8 protein-coding genes, 1 tRNA gene and 5 pseudogenes are annotated in these 15,596 nt (G+C 62.6%); all 14 read right to left on the bottom strand.

The annotated features are described in order from the left end of the window. Positions 1–52 precede the first annotated feature (52 nt). A pseudogene (gene hypD, locus ACPDZI_RS12255) lies at positions 53–1,166 on the bottom strand (hydrogenase formation protein HypD). Further along, a complete protein-coding gene (locus ACPDZI_RS12250) occupies positions 1,160–1,411 on the bottom strand; it encodes a HypC/HybG/HupF family hydrogenase formation chaperone (RefSeq protein ID WP_040065728.1) in 252 nt (83 codons plus the stop codon). Before ACPDZI_RS12250 ends, hypD begins: the two are co-directional and overlap by 7 nt. 5 nt (positions 1,412–1,416) lie before the next feature. Next, positions 1,417–3,854, bottom strand: a pseudogene (gene hypF / locus ACPDZI_RS12245) (carbamoyltransferase HypF). Further along, on the bottom strand, positions 3,851–5,734 hold the full coding sequence (selB, locus tag ACPDZI_RS12240) for a selenocysteine-specific translation elongation factor (protein ID WP_438833205.1): 1,884 nt from the start codon (positions 5,732–5,734) through the stop codon (positions 3,851–3,853). The pseudogene hypF and the gene selB overlap by 4 nt, the downstream one beginning before the upstream one ends. Before the next feature lie 4 nt (positions 5,735–5,738). After that, the gene (selA, locus tag ACPDZI_RS12235; protein ID WP_438833204.1) at positions 5,739–7,175 is read right to left on the bottom strand and encodes an L-seryl-tRNA(Sec) selenium transferase; all 1,437 of its coding nucleotides are present in this window, start codon (positions 7,173–7,175) and stop codon (positions 5,739–5,741) included. A gap of 269 nt (positions 7,176–7,444) precedes the next feature. Next, positions 7,445–7,536: transfer RNA gene (locus tag ACPDZI_RS12230), tRNA-Sec, on the bottom strand. A 193-nt stretch (positions 7,537–7,729) separates the two neighbouring features. Further along, a pseudogene (hycI, locus tag ACPDZI_RS12225) lies at positions 7,730–8,238 on the bottom strand (hydrogenase maturation peptidase HycI). Beyond that, on the bottom strand, positions 8,238–8,651 hold the full coding sequence (locus ACPDZI_RS12220; protein WP_168967285.1) for a formate hydrogenlyase maturation HycH family protein: 414 nt from the start codon (positions 8,649–8,651) through the stop codon (positions 8,238–8,240). Before ACPDZI_RS12220 ends, hycI begins: the two are co-directional and overlap by 1 nt. Beyond that, a pseudogene (locus ACPDZI_RS12215) lies at positions 8,644–9,459 on the bottom strand (NADH-quinone oxidoreductase subunit B family protein). Before ACPDZI_RS12215 ends, ACPDZI_RS12220 begins: the two are co-directional and overlap by 8 nt. After that, entirely contained in the window at positions 9,459–10,016 is a 558-nt protein-coding gene (locus ACPDZI_RS12210; protein WP_005351513.1) for a formate hydrogenlyase complex iron-sulfur subunit, read from the bottom strand. The pseudogene ACPDZI_RS12215 and the gene ACPDZI_RS12210 overlap by 1 nt, the downstream one beginning before the upstream one ends. A 9-nt stretch (positions 10,017–10,025) precedes the next feature. Further along, positions 10,026–11,744: a hydrogenase large subunit gene (locus tag ACPDZI_RS12205; protein WP_202002672.1), complete on the bottom strand. Its 1,719-nt coding sequence runs from the start codon at positions 11,742–11,744 to the stop codon at positions 10,026–10,028. Positions 11,745–11,824: 80 nt separating this feature from the next. Further along, the gene (locus ACPDZI_RS12200; protein WP_005345231.1) at positions 11,825–12,778 is read right to left on the bottom strand and encodes a respiratory chain complex I subunit 1 family protein; all 954 of its coding nucleotides are present in this window, start codon (positions 12,776–12,778) and stop codon (positions 11,825–11,827) included. A 1-nt stretch (position 12,779) separates the two neighbouring features. After that, positions 12,780–14,650: pseudogene (hyfB, locus tag ACPDZI_RS12195) on the bottom strand (hydrogenase 4 subunit B). Continuing rightward, positions 14,650–15,315, bottom strand: coding sequence for a 4Fe-4S dicluster domain-containing protein (locus ACPDZI_RS12190; protein WP_438833203.1), 666 nt, complete (start codon positions 15,313–15,315; stop codon positions 14,650–14,652). The pseudogene hyfB and the gene ACPDZI_RS12190 overlap by 1 nt, the downstream one beginning before the upstream one ends. Positions 15,316–15,596 lie beyond the last annotated feature (281 nt).

The following is a 15,596-nucleotide window of genomic DNA, read 5'->3' as shown; positions in this document are numbered from 1 at the left end:
ACTGATTCATCTCCACTCATCACCCGACCACCGTGGCTTAACTGAATTTCTCTCATTGGATCCCCATATATCGGTAGTAGGCATTGCAGGCCCCTTCGGAGCTGACCATGCAGCTGCCCATGGGCTGGGTCGGGGTGCAGCCCCGGCCAAAGACTTTGCACTGGTTCGGTTTGGCCAGGCCGCGCAGGATATCGGCGCACTGGCACGCCTTGTGGTCATCGATGGGAGTCTGATTGAGTTGAAAGTGGCGCTCCGCATCGCGCTTGGCGAAGGCATCGCGCAGGCGCAGGGCGGAGGCGTTGATATCCCCCAGACCTCGCCAGCGAAAGTGCTCGCGGGTCTCGAAAAAGCGCTCGACCAGCCGCTGGGCGGCTTTATTGCCGCTGGCGGTGACGGCGCGGCTGTACTGCACCTCCAGCGCGTAGCGACCCTCAACTTTCTGGCGCACCATCATCAAGAGCGCCTCCATCACGTCCACCGGCTCGAAACCGCTCACCACCACAGGCACCTGATAGCGATCGACGATGGGCAGGTAGATATCGGCGCCGGTGATGACGCTGACGTGAGAGGGGCCGATAAAGGCGTTCACCTTGGCAACGCCGTCGGCCATCACCGCATGAATGGCGGGCGGCACCAACACATGGTTGATATGAAACAGGAGGTTCAGGGCCCCTTGCTCTTCAGCGGCAGCCAGCAAGGCGGGCCGTCATCGGGGTGGAGGTCTCGAAACCGATGGCGAAGAAGACCACGGTTTTCTCCGGATTCTCTTTGGCGATACGCAGGGCATCGAGGGGGTCATAGACGGGGCGGATATCGCTCCCCTTGGCGCGTTGCTGGGCCAGCGTGCCCCTGGAGCCCGGCACCCGGATCATGTCCCCCAGTGTGACCAGAATGACGTTGGGCTGGCGGGCCAGCTCGATGGCCTGATCGATGCGTTCTTTTGGCATGATGCAGACCGGGCAGCCGGGACCGTGGACAAACTCGATGCTGGCTGGCAGCAGCTGGTGCAGGCCGTACTTCATGATGGTGTGGGTATGGCCGCCACACACCTCCATCACCCGCAGTGGCTCGGGCAGATCTTTGGCCAGTTCGGTGATCTGGGCGGCGAGGGCGCGGATCACCTCGGGCTGACGAAAACCCTGAAACAGGTCATTCAAGGTCAGCATGGCAAGATATCCTGTTTGGGCATCAGGGCCACCATCTGGCGGAAGCTCTCGAGGCTGGCTTGCGCCTCCTCTTCGTCAATCTTGCTCATCACAAAACCGATATGGAGCAGCACATAGTCGCCCACCTGGAGGGGCTCCTCGAGCAGCATGCAGCTGACGCGCCGCTGCACCCCCAGGGTGTCGACGGTGACGCAGTTATCTTCGGGGTGCAGCTGCACCACCTGAGAGGGGATGGATAGACACATTGATTTCAGGACTCCGACAAGGTGGCACTGCCGGCTGTGGTTGGGCGGTGCGTGGCAATATGGTGGATGGCAAACCAGAGCTGACCGGCGGCGATGCCACCGTCATTGAGTGGCAGGGTTTCGCTGGTCAATACCTGCCGGCGGCCGCTTCGAGAGCGGGTACCAGCTGGTCCATCAGCACCCGGTTTTGAAAGACGCCGCCCCCCAGCGCCACCGGATAGCCGGGGAAGCGCTCGGCAAGGGCGATGACCAGAGCGCTGATGGCGCGGATAAAACCGGCGGCCAGGATGGCGGTGGAGGTGCCTTTTCTCTGCTCGCTGACAAGGGTATGGATCAGCTCGGCCCACTCGATCTGCAGTGGCCCCTCTGCTGATTGGCTGAGATCAAAGGCGAGGGGGAAGGGCGCTTCATCGGGGGTCAGCTGCAAGGCGGCTGCCTCCAGCAGGAGTCCGGCCTCGCCTTCGTAATCGGAGGTGTCGATCACCCCCAAGAGCGCCGCCACCGCATCGAACAGCCGACCGATGGAGCTGGTGTAGGGGGCGTTGCGACCGAGATGCCAGAGCTGGTGCAGGTTGCTGATCCGCTTAAGGGGCAGTTGCTTGATCGCCGGCATATCGAGGGCACTGATCTCCTCAGGGCTGTGCGATTCAAACAGCAGCCCCAGCAGCTGACGTACCGGCTCGCGAATGGCCGCCTCGCCGCCGATCAGCTTGAACGGCCTGAGATGGGCAACCCGCTTAAATCCCTTAACGTCTGCGATCAGCAGCTCGCCGCCCCAGAGGGTGCCGTCATCGCCAAGGCCGGTGCCATCGAAGGCAACACCCAGCACCGGGCCCGTGATCTCATGCTCGGCCATCACCCCCAGCAGGTGGGCGTGATGGTGCTGTACTTCGAGGTGGGTTGCATTGTGATCGCGGCAATAGCCCTTGGCCCACTGGTGGCTGAGGTAGCCGGGGTGTCGATCCGAGACCAGCAGTTCTGGCTTGAGATCGTAAAGTTCGCGAAAGGTCGCCAGGGTCTGCTCGAAGTGCTCCTGCATCGGCAGGCTGTGCAGATCGCCGATATAGGGGCTGTAGATGCGCTGGCGGCCGAAGGCGAGCGCCAGCTGGTTCTTCTGCTGCGCCCCGACCGCCAGCAGCGGCACCTTGACCGCCTCTTGCAGGCTGGGGGTGCAGGGGGCATAGCCTCGGGCCAGCCGCAACGTCTGGCGCCGCCCGCCTGCCCACTGCACCAGACTGTCGTCGCACGGGTGCAGGATGGGGCGGTTGTGATCCAGGATGCCGTCAATCTCGCTGCCGAGTTCCCTGACCACCGCCTCGCACTCGATAAGGATCGGGCTGCCGCGACCATTGGCGCTGGTGGCCACCAGCGGCATGGCGCAGGCATCCAGCAGCAACTGATGGAGCGGGGTATAGGGGAGCATGATGCCAAGGTAGGGGATGCCGGGGGCGATCCCCTCGGCCAGCGGCGCCGCGCTATGTTGGGATTCTGAGTGCCGATCATCGTTTTTGCGTTTGCGCAGCAAGGTGATGGGTCTGGCCTGAGAGGCGAGCAGCTGCCATTCTTCTTCGCTGCCGGTGACATGCAGTTTGGCCTCGGCAAGGGAGCCCATCATCACCGCCAGCGGCTTGCGCGCGCGTCGCTTGAGCATTCGCAATCTGGCAACACTCTGTTCATTGCGGGCATCACACATCAGGTGATAACCCCCCATGCCCTTGAGCGCGATAAGCTTGCCCGCTTGCAGGGCGCCGGCAGCTGCCTGCAGGGCATCCTCGCGCTCGGCCAAGGCATCGCCACGGCCATTTCGCCAGCTGAGATGAGGCCCGCACTCGGGGCAGCTCACCGGCTGGGCGTGGTAGCGTCTGTCCAGCGGGTTTTCATAGGCCGCCGCACAGCGCGGGCACATGGCAAAGCCCGCCATGGCGGTATGGGGTCTGTCGTAGGGGAGGCGGCGGATGATGGTGTAGCGCGGGCCACAGTGGGTGCAGTTGGTAAAGGGGTAGTGGTGGTGGCGATCGCTTGGATTGGCCACGTCCGTGGCGCACGCCTCGCACATCCCCTGATCCGGCGAGATGGCGACCGTGGCCGCGCTCTGCTGCTGGCTGGCTTTAATTCGAAACTGGCCATGAAATTGGCCATCGAAGTCGGGATCATGAGCAAGGGGCAGTTCCCGCTCGCTGAAATGATCGATACGGCTCAGCGGCGGCGCCAGTTCCCGCAGTTCGCGGGCAAAGCTGGCCAGCTGCTCGGGCGATCCTTCGGCGCCAATGGTGACGCCGTTGGCATCGTTCAACACATAACCGGCAAGGCCGTGGCGCAGCGCCAGCCCATAGACGAAGGGGCGAAAGCCGACCCCCTGAACTATGCCGTCGATATGAAATTCGTGGCGCAGCCGGTTGGCCACAGGATTGGCAGAGACAGAGGGGGCGATGGTGGCGCTCATGCCGGCTCCATCTCATCTTGAGTCTGCGGCAAGCGCAGCACCCGGCGCTCGTTCTCCTCGCGCCGCACCCAGCCATCCATCTCCATGCGCAGGCAGAACGGAATGGCGTATTTACGCGACAAGCCGGTGATCTCCTTGAGGGATGCCATGTCGATCAGATCTCCCACCTGCTGGCCCGCCAGCACGGCGGTGACCATCTGGTTGTAAAGCACGGCGTCGTAGTAGATGGGGCCATCGAGCTGCACCAGGTATTTGAGCCTTGCCAGATTGCGCAGCTGCTTTTGCAACGCGCCTTTTTGCAGCAGGCCCTGCTGCAGGGCGGCGGGCAGCTTGCGGGTGATAAAGGGATCCAGCTCCACGCCGCCGGGGCCCAGTTTACCGGGCTCGTACCCCTCCTTGCCTTGATCTCGCACCACCTTGAGCACCAGCTGCGCCTCTTCTCCCAGATCGTCTTCCGACTCGCCGCTGCCCGGTTGCCACTTGTCATGGTGCAAGCGGATCAGCTGCTCGATTTTGAGCTGCTGGAGCAGGGCCTGAGTGACCGGCAGGGCGATGCCAAAGCGGGTTGCCAGCTCGGCGGCACTCAGCGGTTCGCTGGCCAGGGTGGCGAGCAGCTGGTCGCGGCTCTGGGCCAGCCAGCAGTTATCCAGCAGCCACTCACCGAGGGGGGTGACCTGCTCGGGCCGCTGGTCAAAGCGGCTGGCCAGCACATAGCCGTTGAGCCCCAGTTGCAGGGTGGCCGGGTTGTAGTTGGCGAGTTCATCGGGCAGCTCGCCCAGCAGGGCGTGCAGCGCCTTGCGTCTGGCGGGGTGAATATCGCCGCACCAGACGATGCGGGCGCCGTGCAGCAGCTCGCTGCTGCCGTGGCGAATGATGGCGAGCGGCTGGCCGAAGAAGCAGGGGATGGGGTTGGCAAAGATCAGTCGCGCCAGCCGGGTGTCCTTGATAGGCACGAAACGGGCCCGGCCGTGCCAGCTGCCGAGGGCCACTTCCACCTCGCGGTTGCGTTGCTCCCGGATACTGCCGCCGACCTCGTTCAGTCGCACGATAAGGTGGGTTGCCGCCTCGCACTGGCCGACAGTGCTGGTAAGGCAGTGGCCGCGGGCCACCTCCTTGTGGGGCACCTTTTTAAGGCCCATCGCCACCCGGCAGACGGCGACAATCTCGTCGACGCTCTGGTGATAGGCCTGCAGGGAGCGCACCTGCACCTCCCGATCGGCGGGGTAGAGGCGCAGCTTGTCCCCCACCTTGAGGCTGCCCTGCTGCAAGGTGCCGGTAAGCACGGTGCCGGTGCCGTTGGCGGTAAAGACCCTGTCTACATACAGTCGCGGGGCGCTCTGCTCGCGGGCAGCGTGTGAGGCTGGCAGTTCGGCAAGCTGGCGCACGATGGCGGCGTGCAGGGCAGCCATATTGGCGCCGGTTTTGGCGCTGACGCTGACGATATCGGGCACCATGCCGCTCTCGTCCATTACCCGCTCCAGCAGGCTCTCCTCCAACAGCAAAAGCTCGTCGGGGGAGACCAGATCGCACTTGTTGATGCAGACCAGCAGACGCGGCACCCCCATCGCCTTGAGCAGGCGCAGGTGATCGCCGGTCATCGGCATCCACCCCTCGTCGGCGGCAATCACCAGCAGCACCAGATCCAGACTCCAGAGCCCCGCCACCATATTGCGGATATAGCGCTCGTGGCCGGGCACGTCGATGACGCCTATGGTGTTGCCCTGACCGTCGTCGAAGTGGGCAAAGCCGAGATCCTGGGTCATGCCGATAGCCTGCTCGTGGGCGCGGGCGGTGGTGATGCCGGTGAGGGTCTTGATCAGCAGGGTTTTGCCGTGATCCACGTGGCCGGCAAGGCCGATAACGGCGCGATAGGGGGTCATGGGATCAGGGCTCCTCGGTCGCATTTGTTGCATTGAACGGGGCGGGCAGTAGCAACTCCCTGAGTTGGGCGATCAGCAGTTTCATCTCCGCCGGCAGCAGGGTGGCCATATTGAGCAGCACCTTCTGCTGGCGCACGGTGGCGATGACAGGGACGGGGAGTTCGCGCAGAGCATCGAGCAGCTGCTGGGCTGGACGCGGGTCGGTGCACTCGAGCGCGGGCGCCGGGTAAAACTCGTCCGGCAAGGTGCCGCCACCTACCACCAGCTGGGCGGGGACGGGCACAAAGCAGCCGGGCAGGGCGGCCATCAGCTGGGAGGCTCTCGCCTGCATGGCGGCCGGGTTGCTCAAGGTGCGCTGGGCGATGCCCTCGCCGACGGGAGATTTGTTGAGCTTGTGGATGAGCAGGCGTTCGAGCAGGGAGTAGACGATGCGGCTCGGGCGGAAGGTGCGCATCATGGGGTGCTTTTCCAGCCGCTTGATAAGGTCGCAGCGGCCACTGATGATGCCCGATTGCGGGCCCCCCAAGAGCTTGTCACCTGAGTAGCAGACCAGATCCGCCCCCGCCTTGATGTACTGACGCACCGAGGTTTCATCCGGCGCAAACTCTTCGCTGGTCAAGCCGGAGCCCTGATCCACCGCCAGCACTACATGTTCGGGCAGGGCGCGGGCTACCTCGCCGATATCGGGGGATTCGGTAAAGCCGCGAATGGCGAAATTGGATCTGTGTACCATCAGCACCAGCGCGGTCTGATCGGTGATGGCATCGAGGTAATCTTTGGCGGTGGTGATATTGGTGGTGCCCACCTCCACCAGTTTGGCGCCGGAGAGGGCCAGAATGTCGGGGATGCGAAAGCCGCCGCCAATCTGGATCTGCTCGCCGCGCGAGACGATCACCTCGCGCCCCTTGGCCACCTCCTGCAGCAACAGGAAGAGCGAAGCGGCGTTGTTGTTGACCACCAGCGAATCCTCGGCCTGGGTGAGGCAACGGAGCAGGGGGGCGATCAGCCCCTTGCGCCCGCCGCGTTTGCCGGTGGCGAGATCCAGCTCCAGATTGTTGTAGCCGGTGTTGAGGTCGCGCACCTCGTCCCACAGTTCGCTACAGAGCGGCGAACGCCCCAGATTGGTATGCACCAGGGTGCCGGTGGCGTTGATCACCCGGGTTTGACGCTGGTGCAACTGCTGTCGGCAGCGTTTGGCAATCAGCGCCTCGATCTGCTCGGGGGCGACGCCATGCTGGCGAAAATCTTCGCTCTGGCGCAGCTCGCTCAGGGTGTCGCGCACCGCCTGAGTCACCAGCGGGCGGCTCAGTGCCTCGATAAACCCGGCGAGAAAGGGTTGCTGCAGCAGCTGTTCCACTTGCGGCAAACGACGCTGGTTTGCGGGAGTTGCGGCATAAGAGGCGCTGGGGGCGAGGGAGGATACGTCAGACGTAGTTGGCATGGGATGACCCGGGCTGTGCGTGGGAGTGACATGCACGCCGCCTTGCCGGAGGAAAGCCGCTGCGACGCTGCTTATTTGCTGCTTTTTGCCATTCATGAATTAATAAAAAAGGCGAATGGATAAATTAATGTTTGAGCAGGAAAATAAGCGTGTCGGAGCGCATTCAGATTATATTGGCAATGCGACAGGCGCCTTGTTAGAACAACATGCGAAACAGTCGTCAACCAGCCTGAAACATAATTGACGGTTTTTTTTCAATATATGAAATTTGGCGGAAGAGGCAGGAATCGAACCTGCCAAAGCCTTCTCGGCTCTCATCGGTTTTGAAGACCGAGGAGGCCACCAGACCCCATCAGCTTCCGCAATGGCCACCATTTTGTGGCAATTTTCTGTGACTGGCAACGCTTTTTTATGTTTAAAAATAGCTAGTTGGCAGATTTTCTGAAAAATATCCGCGCGTTGATTTATATCAATTTCATGGCAATTAGCCCGATGTTTTTAATTTAACATCGGGCATTTTTATATGCCTTTAGAGGGAGTGAAAGCTGTCGTTTTTAACAAGCTGGCAAATAATCGGTGGCCGCGTTGGTGATATTCCACTGGGCCAGCCGGTTTATTAACAACTCGCTATCTTTGGCCTCTTCCAGATGATCGTAGAGATAATCCATCGCCTCGCTCACCATCTCGGTCATCGGGAAGGAGAACGCCACGATGGCCGGTTGTACCCCGACAAAGAGCACCTCGGGGACAAAGGTCTTGAGCTCGTCGATCAGGAAATTGAGCGGCATATTGTGGGTCGAGAAGATAAACATCTCGGCGATGGTCTCGGGGGGATCACCTGCAGGGTACCCGCCTTCTCGCCGATCTCGGCGGCATCCACCAGCACCACTCGTTCCGGTTGCAGCTCCCGCACCTTGTAGACCACATTTTCCGGCGCGATGCCGCCGTCGATATGGATCCAGCCGGACAGGGGGGCGGCTTGCAGTTTGTCGGCAAGATAGGGGCCGGCACCGTCGTCCCCCATCATGGCATTGCCCACGGTCAACACGAGATTGCAGCCCATTAGCGGCTCCTTACCATCAGGTACATATGGGGGTCGTTAAAGAGGGCGGTGAGCTGATCCATAAAGGTATTGGTCCAGCCCAGCTCCTGCTCATCGAGCAGATTGCCTGCCTTGCGCAGTCGGTCGAAGGCGCAGGCCAGCATATGGCAGTGCTCGCGATAGATGGTGATCTCGCCAAAGGTGAGAAATCCCTCCATCTTGCGGCGCGCTTCGCTCCCTTCTGGCAGCTTGGCCACCCAGTCGCGATAACCGGTCAGCGAGCAGACCAGGTCTGCTCGCAGGCAATCGACGATGCCGAGGTGGTGGCCGATGGCGAGGCTGTAGTACATCACCTCTTTGGCTTCCTCGGGGACGTCGAACTGCTCGTCGACGAACTTGCGCGAGAGGCGATAGAAAAAAACCTCGTCAGCCATGTACCGCCTCTCCCTTGCCGGCCCGCCCGGTTGAGGCAGGCGTTTGCGAGGTTGTTGACGATCTCCGAGAGGCGCGGATCGTCGTGCTGATCGAGGTAGCTCTGGATACGCAGATCCACATCCTGCTGGGTCGCCCCTTCGAGCAGGGCCATAAACTCGTCGGCGATGATCCGCCCCTGACGATAACCGGCCATGCGGCGCGCTTCGCGCTCGATCATCACCCGGATTTCATTGGGGATGCCGGTGTGGCGCAGTTCGACCCGCTCACCCGGTTGCACCTCGTGGCTGGTGGCTTTGAGTTTCTGCTCAAGCAGACCGAGCGCCACGGCAAAGCCGTAGATGGTGGCCGCCGGTGTCGGAGGGCAGCCGGGGATATAGACATCCACCGGCACGATCTTGTCGGTGCCGCCCCATACGCAGTAGAGGTCGTGGAAGATGCCACCGTCACAGCCGCAGGCGCCGTAGGCGATGCAGATCTTGGGATCGGGCGCCGCCTCGTAGGCACGCAGGGCCGGTACCCGCATCGCCCGGGTCACCGCGCCGGTAAAGAGCAGGATGTCGGCGTGGCGGGGGAGGCGACCACCTTGATGCCGAAACGCTCGGCATCGAACAGCGGGGTGATGGTGGCGAAGATCTCGATTTCGCAGGCGTTGCAGCCGCCGCAATCGACCCGGTAGACATAGGCCGAGCGGCGAATGTCCTTGAGCAGGGTCTTCTTGAGTTTGGTGATCTCGGGATCCTGTGCCAGCGGCACGGCGCGGGTATGGGCATGGCCGACAACCGGTTCTATGCCTTTGATCTTGCTCATCACATCCACTCCTTTTGTGCGGCCATCGGTGTGGCTATCGGTGTGATCAGGGCCGAGTCAGGCTGGCTCAGCATGCTCTGTTTTCGTTTGCAGTCGGGGCAGTGGTGCAGCCGCTCCGGGGTCGCGAGCGGTGTGCCCGCCTGCTTGAGGGTGTCCTCCACCAGCGCCACCAGTTTGCTCGGGGCAAAGTAGGTGCCGCACAGGGTGCAGGGGGCCAGCGCGAAGCGGGCCTCCTCATAGAGATCCGCCTTGTTGGTCACCGCCAGCTCGAACTCGGGGGAGAGAGCGATGGCGCGGGTCGGGCAGACCTCCTCGCAGCGGCCGCAGAAGATGCAGCGCGCCATGGAGATCTCCCAGCGCCGTTCGCCGGTCTCCATGTCCACTTCCATCACCAGCGCGTTGGCCGGGCAGGCCTTGGTGCAGGCGGCGCAGGCGATGCACTGATCCGCCTGATATTTGGGTTTGCCGCGAAAATCCCGGTTCACATCAATAGGGGCGAAGGGGTACTTGGCGGTCGGGGTGCCAGCCTTGAGGATGGTCTTGAACAGCTTGATCATGATGACCCCTTATTTCAGCGGAGAGTTTTTGCGATCGATACCGTAGCGCTCGATCTCCTTGTAGGAGACCACGGTGGATTTGCCCTTCTTGGGGTCGACCAGAGTGACCCGGTCGGTACAGGAGTAGCAGGGATCCAGACTGCCGATGATGAGCGGTGCATCCGCCACGGTATTGCCGCGCAGCATGTAGCGCAGGGCGGGCCAGTTGGCGTAGGTGGCGGCGCGGCAGCGCCAGCGGAACAGCTTCTGGTTATCTCCCGTCATGCTCCAGTGGACGTTCTCGCCACGGGGCGCCTCAGTAAAGCCCAGCGCAAACTTGCCCGGCTGGTAGGTGAACCCTTCGGTCAAAAGCGGCCCCTCCGGCAGGTGCTCAAGGCCGAACTCAATCATGTCGAGTGAGTCGTAGAGCTCATGGATCCGCACCAGTACCCGGGATTGCACGTCGCAACCCGCCTTGGTCTGGATCTCCATCGGCAGCTCGCGGTAACCGGCAAAATCGTGAACCCGGCGCACGTCACGCTTGAAGCCGCTCGCCCGCACCATGGGGCCGACGCAGCTGAAATCGCGGGCAATTTGCGGCTCGAGCTTGCCGATACCGATGAGGCGGGAGGAGATGTTGGCGGTATCCAGCAGCATGGCCACCAGGGGTTTGAGCTCATCACGCAGCTCCCGTACCAGCTGGGCACCCTTGATGCGATCTTCCTTGAAGATGTCGCGGCGCACCCCGCCAATCAGGTTGAGGCCGTAGGTCTTGCGCGCGCCGGTCAGCAGCTCGGCCAGGGTCATGGATTTTTCCCGCACCCGGAAGAACTGCATGAAGCCGGTGTCAAAACCGGTGAAGTGGCTCGACAGGCCGATGTTGAGGATATGGCTATGCAGGCGCTCCACCTCCAGCAGCACGGCGCGGATCATCTTGGCCCGCTCCGGCACCGGAATGCCCATGGCGTTCTCCACCGAGGTGGTGTAGGCGACGCTGTGGGTAAAGCCGCAGATGCCGCAGACCCGGTCGGTCAGAAACGCCACTTCGTTGTAGCCCATGCGGGTTTCCGCCAGCTTCTCCATGCCGCGATGGACATAGAAGAGGCGGTAGTCGGCATCGATGATATCTTCCCCATCGACGAACAGACGAAAGTGGCCCGGCTCGTCCGAGGTGATGTGCAGCGGGCCGACCGGCACGATACGGTTGGCATCACTGCCCAGCTCGTTGACGAAGGGGTAGGTCTCGGTGTCGGTGGTGGGCATCGGGCGCTGGCGGTAATCCATGGCGTCCTTGCGTAGCGGGTGGATATCCTCCGGCCAGTCGTCCGGCAGCACCAGACGGCGTTCGTCCGGCAGGCCGATGGCGCGCAGGCCGTACATGTCGCGGATCTCCCGCTCGCCCCACACCGCCGCCGGAATGGTCGGGGTGATGGAGGGGTACTCCTGGGTATCGGCATCCACCAGCACCTTGACGGTGATCCAGCACTTGGTGTCGCCCTCCATGGAGAAGACGTGGTAGACGGCGAAGTGGCCGTTGAGGCTGCGCTCGTCATTGGCAAAGGAGAGCGGAAGCCAGCCCCCCAGCTGATGGAAGATCAGGCTGGCGGTCTCGACCAGACTGGTGGGCTTGACGGTGATGGTGGCCTGATCGGCGGTTTGCCACTCCTCGTCGATGATGGCGTGGGGCAGTTGTGCTCGCACCTGCTGGATGTAGTCGCAGCCGATGCGATCCGAAATGGCGATGGTCATGCAGTTCTCACTTTAATGTTCGGGAATGAGCATTCACAAATGATGAAATCGGAAAAAGTTGCTGTGCTGGCGGGCATGGCTCAGATCCCGACCAGATAGGCGAGCAGCGCCAGCAGGGCCAGCCCCAAGCCGTAGCGGGTGAGCTTGTGGGTGCGCACGAACTGGGTACGGGCCATGGCGTTTTCGATGATGCCGGCCAGCAAAAAGGCCACCAGCAGCTTGCAGGCGAGGATCAGTGCCGCGCCGATGAGCGCAGGCAGACTCCAGTTGGCCGCCTTGCCGAAGGGGAGGAAAATCACCAGAAAGAGCTGCACCACCACCAGTTGCTTGAGGCCGATGGAGAGCTTGAGCAGGGCCAGGCCCGCACCGGAATACTCGGTGAGCGGCCCCTCCTGCAACTCCTGCTCGGCTTCGGCGCAGTCAAAGGGCAGCTTGCCCATCTCGACAAACACCGCGAAGGCGCAGGCGGCACCGGCCAGCAGGGTGGCGATGGGCGCGGCCAGTGGCTGGGTCGCCACATAGCTGCTGATGTTGCCCAGATCCGAGCTGCCCACCATCATCGCCATGATGAAGCAGGCGAGCACCAGAATGGGCTCCACCAGAATGCCGAGGGTCAGTTCGCGGCGGGCACCAATACCTGCAAACATGCTGCCGCTGTCGAGTCCCGAGAGGGAGAAGAAGAAGCGGAAGATAGCGAACAGATAGATGTCGGTGATGAGATCCCCGGCGATGGGGAAGGGGGACTCATGAGTCAGGGTCGGCAGCGCCATCCCCACCAGCAACAGGGCGGCGATGAGCAGCGCAGGCATCAGGTTGAAGATGATGCCGGCAGGCTCGGGGGTTACCTCCTGACGGCGCAGGAGCTTGGCGATATCCCGGTAATCCTGCAGCAGGCCCGGCCCCTGACGGGAGTGCATCTTGGCCCGCAGCACCCGGTTGAAACCGGTGGCGAGCGGCGCCAGCGCCAGCATGGCAATGGCCTGGGTCAGGGCGAGGGCAACCATGCCCCAGCTCGGCATTTCAAGAACAGGCATATCAGACTCCTACAGCCATCAGGATAAAGAGCGCCAGCACAACGCCATGCAGCAGCCAGCCGGTCGTCCCGCTGGTATCGCTCACCCCGTGCAGGGCGCTGGCCAGATCGAGCTGCGGCTGCTTGCGATAGAGCGGCGCGCAGAGTTGGCGCAAGGTGTGGGTGACACCGCCCGAGGTGAGGCTCATGCGCTCCTCATAGGCGTAACCACAGGCCCACGGGGTGCCGGCGTGACGACGACTCAGCTTGGGCCCCTTGAAGATGGCCAGTACCAGCAGCGGGATGAGGAACAGACCCAGCAAGGTGATGGCGATAACGGGCGGGGAGAGGATCGCTTGTGAGCTGTCGAGTGGCAGCAGGGTGGCGCCAGTGGCCACGTTCATCTGGCTGGCAACCAAGGCTTGGCCATAGCTGGCGATATGGGGGGCAATCCAGGGGGCGCCCAGACCCAGCACCAGACAGACCGCGGCCAGCAGCAGGGTCCCTGCCACCATGGCGCCCGGCACTTCGCGGGCGTGGCTCGCTTTCTCGCTGCGCGGTGCGCCGCAGAAGCAGATGCCGTACACCTTGACGAAACACATCACCGCCATGGCGCCGGTCACCGCCAGCATCACTACCGCGAGCGGCGCAACGACAGAGGTGCCGAGTTTGGTCATGGAAAGGAGCGACTGGTAGATAAACCACTCGCTGACAAAGCCGTTCAGCGGCGGCAGCGCCGAGATGGCCATGGCGCCGATGAGGAACGCCAGTGCGGTCCAGGGCATCAGCTTGGCCAGCCCCCCATCTTGTCCATATCGCGGGTGTGCAGGCGGAACATCACCGAGCCGGTGCCCATAAAGAGCAGGCTCTTGAAGATGGCGTGGTTGAGCAGGTGATAGAGGGCGCCGAGCAGCCCCAGCACCACCAGTGCCGGTTGCTGGTTGGCGATGCCGATCATGCCGATCCCCATCCCCATCAGGATGATGCCGATGTTCTCCACCGTGTGGTAGGCGAGCAGCCGCTTGAGGTCATGCTCGGCCAGCGCAAACAGCACCCCGAGCACTGCCGAGCAGGCACCGAAGATCAGCACCACATAGCCCCACCAGAGCTGGCTGGCGCCGAGAAAATCGATGCTGACCCGCAAGATGCCAAAGAGACCCAGCTTCACCATCACGCCGGACATCAGCGCCGAGATATGGGAGGGCGCAACGGGCTCGGCCACCGGCAGCCAGCCGTGCAGCGGCACGAAACCGGCGCGCAGGCCAAAGCCGCAGAAGCTGAGCAGGAACACCAGCGAGGCCAGGGCGCCCGCCAGATGGTGCTCGCGCAGCGCGGCGAACTCCAGCGAGCCGCTTTCACGGCAGAGCAGCCAGAAGGCGACCAGCACCAGCGCCATGCCGATATGGTTCATCACCAGGTAGAGACGGCTCTGTTTGGCAGCTTCCGGGTTGGTCTTGACCAGCCAGTAGGTGGTGAGGGTCACCAGCTCGTAGCAGAGCAAGAAACCGAGTGCGTTGTCGGCCAGCACCATGCCCACCATGGCAAAGAGGAAGAGGTTCATCAGCGCGCCGATGGCCACATCCCCCTTGCCCTGATATTCGCGGATATAGGCAAAAGAGTAGAGGGCGACGGCGACGCCCACGGTGCTAATCACCAGCAGCATCAGCGCGGCAAGCATGTCGAGGTGCACCGAGCCCAGCAGCCAGAGCTGGCCGTCGACGGGGGTGCCTTGAGCAAAGATCTGGATGGCGGCGACCAGACCCGCGAGCGAGCCCAGCAGGGCAAAACCGCTATTGAGACGGTTGGCCAGTGCGGGCAGCTTTTGCAGGAGCAAACCGGCGGCAGCGCCCAGCAAAAAGAGCAGGAGCGTAGCCATTACAAGGGGGGACAACATCAGCGAACTCCCTCTGTGGTAGATAAATCGGATGCAGGGATCGCCGTGGCAGGCGCCGAGAAGGCGGAGGCCCCTTGCGGGTTGGTGTCGGCCGCTTGCTGGCGACGGATACGTGCGGCGCGCTCGGTGTCGCCATCATTAACCAGCTTCAGTGCCTGGGAGGGGCAGGCTCCGACACAGGCCGGGCCGTCGGTGCGAAACTCGCACAGGTCACACTTGACCGCGATGCTGCGCACCCCCGGCTCCCAGCTCAGCAGATCCTCGCCAAAGCAGCGCAGGCCGGCAGAGGTGGAGGGGTTGCTGGAGCGGATGGTGCAGGGGATATAGGTGTCGTAACTGGTGGCCACGGCCACCGGGCGGCTGCCGCCGCTCTGAATGGCGCCAAAGGGGCAGGCCACGGCGCAGAGATTGCAGCCGATGCAGAGCGACTCGTTGAGTTGCACGCAATCGCCGGTCTGGCGAATTGCCTCGACCGGGCACACCTTGATGCAGGGGGCATCGTCACAGTGACGGCACTGAACCGGCATGGTCGCCTGCTCGTGTCGCATAACGGTTAAACGGGGGGCTTGTTGCAAACCTTGCGCCTTGTGTACCTCGCTGCAGGCCGCCATACAGGTGCCACAGGCGATACAAAGCTTGGGGTCAGCGATAACGAAGCGGTTCATAGCCTACCTTGTCGTGTCGCGAACGGAGAAAGTAGGGGCAGGTTGGCAAGATACGGGCCAGCTTGGCTTTGCCTGGCTGAATGAATATAACTGTTTGTTTTTAAATTATTTTTAAAGTCTAGTCGACGGGTGTCGAGGCCTTGCCTCACTGTCGAACCGTGACGTTCGTCACTTGTGACGACGCCGCCGGGAGGGTTCGTCATCAGCAGTTTCCCACCGGGTTTGGTGGTCTGTTGCCTGAGCCGCGGGCCCTGTTTACCAGCAGCCGGCAACCAGTGGTG

The sequence above is a fragment of the Aeromonas oralensis genome (assembly GCF_049665575.1).
Lineage (GTDB): Bacteria > Pseudomonadota > Gammaproteobacteria > Enterobacterales > Aeromonadaceae > Aeromonas > Aeromonas hydrophila.
Note: the sequence above shows the minus strand (reverse complement) of the source record. Positions and strands in the feature narration are given on the sequence as shown.

Bases quoted from the DNA above. Each gene is read 5' to 3' on its own strand.
- ACPDZI_RS12250 (WP_040065728.1), bottom strand. From the start codon at position 1,411: ATGTGTCTATCCATCCCCTCTCAGGTGGTGCAGCTGCACCCCGAAGAT.
- selB (WP_438833205.1), bottom strand. From the start codon at position 5,734: ATGACCCCCTATCGCGCCGTTATCGGCCTTGCCGGCCACGTGGATCAC.
- selA (WP_438833204.1), bottom strand. From the start codon at position 7,175: ATGCCAACTACGTCTGACGTATCCTCCCTCGCCCCCAGCGCCTCTTAT.
- ACPDZI_RS12220 (WP_168967285.1), bottom strand. From the start codon at position 8,651: ATGGCTGACGAGGTTTTTTTCTATCGCCTCTCGCGCAAGTTCGTCGAC.
- ACPDZI_RS12210 (WP_005351513.1), bottom strand. From the start codon at position 10,016: ATGATCAAGCTGTTCAAGACCATCCTCAAGGCTGGCACCCCGACCGCC.
- ACPDZI_RS12205 (WP_202002672.1), bottom strand. From the start codon at position 11,744: ATGACCATCGCCATTTCGGATCGCATCGGCTGCGACTACATCCAGCAG.
- ACPDZI_RS12200 (WP_005345231.1), bottom strand. From the start codon at position 12,778: ATGCCTGTTCTTGAAATGCCGAGCTGGGGCATGGTTGCCCTCGCCCTG.
- ACPDZI_RS12190 (WP_438833203.1), bottom strand. From the start codon at position 15,315: ATGAACCGCTTCGTTATCGCTGACCCCAAGCTTTGTATCGCCTGTGGC.